The following is a 4,754-nucleotide window of genomic DNA, read 5'->3' as shown; positions in this document are numbered from 1 at the left end:
GACCTGAACCGACCCGAACCGACGCTTAACGCGGGCCGCGTATCGCGGGCCGGAACGCACCTCGGCCCTCCCACCGGTGTGGTGGAAGGGCCGCGATGTCACGTACAGCCGTCGCTTACTTCTTGTTGCGACGCTGAACGCGGGTGCGCTTGAGCAGCTTGCGGTGCTTCTTCTTGGCCATCCGCTTGCGCCGCTTCTTGATAACAGAGCCCACGACTACCCTCGCTCACTTCTCTTCACTCGGTGCGGGGCGTCTGGGCCCACACGACCTACGAGGGCTTAGCCTACCGGCCCGAGCGCCGCACTTGTAATCCGAGGGGCGGACGGACTCCCGGCCGCGCGCCCGCTACGCGGTCTCCACCCCCACGAAAGACTCCCTGAGGTACTCGTGAACCGCCTGTTCCGGGACCCGGAAGGACCTCCCCACCCGGATCGCCGGCAGATGACCGCTGTGCACCAAGCGGTACACGGTCATCTTCGACACTCGCATCACCGAGGCGACTTCCGCCACGGTCAGAAACTTGACCTCGTTGAGAGGTCGATCGCCAGCAGCCATGACCCACCTGTACCTTCCGCACACGACGCCCACCGGCTTCCCCTCCGGTGACCCTGCGTCGCTGTGCGCTCACGCTCCAGACTAGGGGCGTGTGGTACGAGTGGGGAAGAGGAGCAGCCATCGGCCGTTTACCGTGACAGACTCGCTCGATTGAGTACATAGCGAGTAAGCGGCCGGTAGTAATCGGACCGCACCGCGTCATCAAGCGGAACGGCTACGGAGACCTGCCCCTCCGCCTCACCGACGAACAGCGCGGGATCGTCCGTATCTGCCAGACCGATGGCCTCGAAACCCAGCTGACCTGCACCGCAGACCCAACCGTGGTCCCCGACGACAAGCTCGGGGAGCGGCCAGCCACCCAGCACGGCACCCTCGAGAGCGGCCCTAACCGGCAGCGGCGAGTGGGTGTGCGCCCCCGTCTCACGCCCGGTTCCCGGCAGACCCGGTTCTCGCACCAACGCGACACCGCGTACGTAGTCGAGGGTGTACGTGCGTAGGCCGAACCGGGTCGTTATGTCGACACATCGCCCCTGCGCGGGTGTGAGAACAAGACATCCCGCCGCCGACAAAGCGTCTGCGAGCCCGGCGTAGAACCCGAGCAAACGGTGCGGATGCCCCGTCCCGAACAACACCGGAGCCCGCCGCCCCGCCGCCTCACCCAGCCGCGCGGCGAACGCGTCGAGCCCGCCCAACGTCCGCTCCGGATCGATGACATCGGGCCCCGATCGGTGCGTCGGATCCCCCGACACCCCGCATTTGTCGGCCATCAGCCGTAACAACTCGCCCTCGCCCCAACCCCACTGAGGGTCGAGCCCCAGCATCACCCGCGGATCCCGCGCGGCGAACAGCCGGTAGCTCCGCAGGCTCACCTCCCGCGAGGTCGCCACCGTCCCAGCCAACCCCGCCGCCAACAAATGCGCCCGCAACGCCCCGGTACTCAGCACCCCATCGATGCTGCCCGAGCGGACCCGACAACGGGTCAAAACGCCAGGGAGACCCCACAGTTGGCGTAACCACGCCACTCAGACCTACGGGAGCAGCCCCCTGAGCGGAAAGGCCGCCCGCCGCGTCGCCAGAATCGCCTGGTCGAGCCGGTCGGCCGGGTCGTAGCCCTCCTCCCAGTCTCGCCGGCCCACCGGCCACAGCCCGTCCGTCATCCGCACAGGTCCCGGCTGCCGCGTCCGCGCGTACACCAGATCCCGCCAGGACGACGGAATCACCGACTCGGGATCGATCTCCGCGTGCCCGGCGATCCCCACCAGATGCGTCCATGAGCGCGGCACCACGTCCACCACCGCGTACCCGCCGCCACCCAGCGCGACCCACTTCCCGCCGTCCACATGCGCGTGCGCGAGCTCATGACAGGCCACCTGCACGGCCCGCTGCGCATCCAGCGACACCGCCAGATGCGCCAGCGGATCCTCGAAGTGCGTGTCCGCGCCGTGCTGCGTCACCAGCACCTGCGGCCGGAAATCCGCCAGCAGCTCCGGTACGACGGCGTGGAAGGCCCGCAGCCACCCCGCGTCCCCTGTCCCCGCCGGCAGCGCCACATTCACCGCGGACCCCTGGCCCGCACCCGCCGCACCCGTCTCCTCCGGCCACCCCGTCTGTGGGAACAGCGTCCGAGGATGTTCGTGCAGCGAGATCGTCAGAACCCGCGGATCCTCCCAGAACGCCGCCTGCACCCCGTCCCCGTGATGCACGTCCACATCCACGTACGCGACCCGCTCCGCACCCAGCTCGAGCAGGCGGGCGATGGCCAGCGACGCGTCGTTGTAGATGCAGAACCCGGACGCGCTCCCCGGCATCGCGTGATGCAGCCCGCCGGCGAAGTTCACCGCATGGGCGGCTTCGCCGCGCCACACCGCCTCCGCCGCACCCACCGACTGGCCGGCGATCAGCGCTGACGCCTCGTGCATCCCGGCGAACGCCGGATCGTCGGCCGTCCCGAGCCCGTACGACTGATCCGCAGCCCTCGGGTTCTCCGAAGCGGCCCGAACCGCCGCCACATAGTCCTCACGGTGCACCAACCGGAGCGTCGAGTCCCCGGCCGGCTTCGCCGCCACCACGTCCACGGCCCGATCGAGCCCGTACGCCCGCACCAACCCCATGGTCAGCGCGAGCCGTACCGGATCCATCGGATGCTCGGACCCGAAGTCGTACCCCGTGACAGCTTCATCCCACATCAACAGTGCGCGGCCGCTCATGCCCGCCACCGTATCGGGCCGGTTGAGAACCGAACGACGTGGCGTACGCCACCGTCACCAGGACCAACACCATCGGCACCAGCATCGCCCCCCGGTAGCTCCAGGCATCACCGAGCGCCCCCACCAACGGGGAGCCGATCAGGAACCCCACGTAGTTGAAGACATTCAGCCGGGCCACGGCCGCATCGCTGGCCCCCGGGAACAACCTGCCCGCGGCGGCGAAGGTCTGCGGCACGATCACACTCAGCCCGAGCCCCAGCACGGTGAACCCGGCCATCCCCACCCACGCCCCCGGCGCCACCGCGACGACCGCGAACCCGATCGCGGCAAGCACGGCCCCGCCCCGCACGACCATCGTGGCCCCCAGCCGCCGTACCCCGAAGTCACCCACCGCCCGCCCGAGCAGCGTGGTGACCATGTACGCGTTGTACGGCACGGTCGCCAGCTCCTCCGAACTGCCGAGCACGTCCTGGAGGTACTTGGCACTCCAGTTGGAGACCGTCGAATCCCCGATGTACGCGAACGTCATGACGAGACACAGCGGCAGCAACAGCTTGAACGAAACCCCCACGCCGCCCTTCGTCGCCTCACTCACGGGCAGCTCCGCAGCGCCCTCCGGCGCCACCCCCGGCGTGTACCACCGGCTGCCGATGAACGCGGCCGGCAACAGGACTGCCACCACCGGCAGATAGGAGACGAACAGCGGCAGATGCCAGTGCGCGCCCGCCCACGCCAGAGACGCACCCGCGATCCCGCCCAGGCTGTACGCGGCGTGGAAACCGAGCATGATGCTCCGCCCGTACGCCCGCTGCAGGCTGACCCCGAGCATGTTCATCGACGCGTCCAGCGCACCGACCGCGAGGCCGAAGACCCCGAGCGCGACGGCCGCCTGCCACAGCTCGTTCCCCGCCCCGACCCCGAGCAACGCCAGGAGAACAAGCGGCTGCGACCACCGCAGCACCACCCCCGGCCCCACTCGGGCCACGACCTTCTCCGTGCCCACACTGGCCACACCGGCCAGGATCGGCACGGCGGCCAGGAAGACGGGCAGCAGCCCGTCCGAGATCCCGTACCGGTCCTGGATCGCCGGTATTCGGGTCACAAGGAGCGCGAACGTGACTCCCTGCACAAAGAAACTGACCGCCAGGGATCCCCGCCCACGCCGCAACCGCGCATCCGTCATGGCGGCACAGCGTAGGACCCGGTCCTACCCATGGGTAGATGGATCACACGCCCAATATCGCCGGCAACTCGTCCATCCTGCGGAAGAACCCGGTGGCGCCGGTCAGCTTCTCCTCGGGCGTCATCGCGGTGAACCCGTACACATCCATCCCCGCCGCACGCGCCGCCTGGACCCCGAGCCGACTGTCCTCGACCACGACACACCGCTCGGGCGTCACCCCCATCTGCTCAGCGGCATAGAGAAACAGGTCCGGCGACGGCTTGCCGCGCCCGACATCCTCGGAACTGAAGATGTTCTCGTCCCGGAACCAGACGTCGAGCCCGGTCTTCCGGTGTCCGACCCGGATCCGCTCATGACTGCCCGAGGAGGCCACACAGTACGGAACCCCGTCGTCGACGAGCCCCTTGAGCACGTCCCCGGCCCCGGGCACCGCCTCCAACTCCCGCTGAAAGGCGGCGAAGACACGCCCGTGGAACGTCTCGTCGAACTCCGCCGGCAGGCGCTGCCCGGTCCGTTCCTCGACCAGTTCGTGGATGCGGTGCATCGCGGACCCCATGTAGTCCCGCACGGACTCCTCGTACGTGGTGGGGTGCCCGACCTCCGTCAGGTAGCCGGCCAACAGCTTGTTGGAGATCGGCTCGCTGTCCACGAGCACACCGTCGTTGTCGAAGATCACCAGGTCGTAGCGCATACGCCCACGATAAAGGCCTCTGAACGCAGAAAAGCCCCGCACCATAAGGTGCGGGGCTTTCCCACAATGATTGTTCGGCGGCGTCCTACTCTCCCACAGGGTCCCCCCTGCAGTACC

The 4,754-nt window shown here is 68.7% G+C and carries 6 protein-coding genes; all 6 read right to left on the bottom strand.

The genetic code is table 11. From position 1 onward, the window contains the following. Positions 1-115 precede the first annotated feature (115 nt). The 6 genes from ACFC0D_RS38125 to ACFC0D_RS38100 all read right to left on the bottom strand — a co-directional run bounded on the left by ACFC0D_RS38125 (position 116) and on the right by ACFC0D_RS38100 (position 4,637). Positions 116-214, bottom strand: coding sequence for a 30S ribosomal protein bS22 (locus ACFC0D_RS38125; RefSeq protein WP_003948845.1), 99 nt, complete (start codon positions 212-214; stop codon positions 116-118). A gap of 132 nt (positions 215-346) precedes the next feature. Beyond that, positions 347-556, bottom strand: a complete 210-nt coding sequence (locus ACFC0D_RS38120; protein WP_158988220.1) for a helix-turn-helix domain-containing protein — start codon at positions 554-556, stop codon at positions 347-349. 128 nt (positions 557-684) lie between these two features. Next, complete coding sequence (locus ACFC0D_RS38115; protein WP_376446606.1) at positions 685-1,500, bottom strand: phosphatase; 816 nt, start codon at positions 1,498-1,500, stop codon at positions 685-687. Between the two features lie 84 nt (positions 1,501-1,584). Next, positions 1,585-2,763, bottom strand: coding sequence for an acetoin utilization protein AcuC (locus tag ACFC0D_RS38110; protein ID WP_376446603.1), 1,179 nt, complete (start codon positions 2,761-2,763; stop codon positions 1,585-1,587). Next, positions 2,732-3,946 carry an MFS transporter gene (locus ACFC0D_RS38105; RefSeq protein WP_376446600.1) on the bottom strand — a complete coding sequence of 405 codons (1,215 nt, stop codon included), beginning with the start codon at positions 3,944-3,946 and terminating at the stop codon, positions 2,732-2,734. Before ACFC0D_RS38105 ends, ACFC0D_RS38110 begins: the two co-directional genes overlap by 32 nt. 43 nt (positions 3,947-3,989) lie before the next feature. After that, positions 3,990-4,637, bottom strand: a complete 648-nt coding sequence (locus ACFC0D_RS38100; protein ID WP_376446597.1) for an HAD family hydrolase — start codon at positions 4,635-4,637, stop codon at positions 3,990-3,992. Between the last annotated feature and the right edge of the window lie 117 nt (positions 4,638-4,754).

Source organism: Streptomyces sp. NPDC056222, assembly GCF_042264065.1.
In the GTDB taxonomy this organism is placed as follows: domain Bacteria; phylum Actinomycetota; class Actinomycetes; order Streptomycetales; family Streptomycetaceae; genus Streptomyces.
This window is presented reverse-complemented; position numbering and strand designations above follow the sequence as displayed.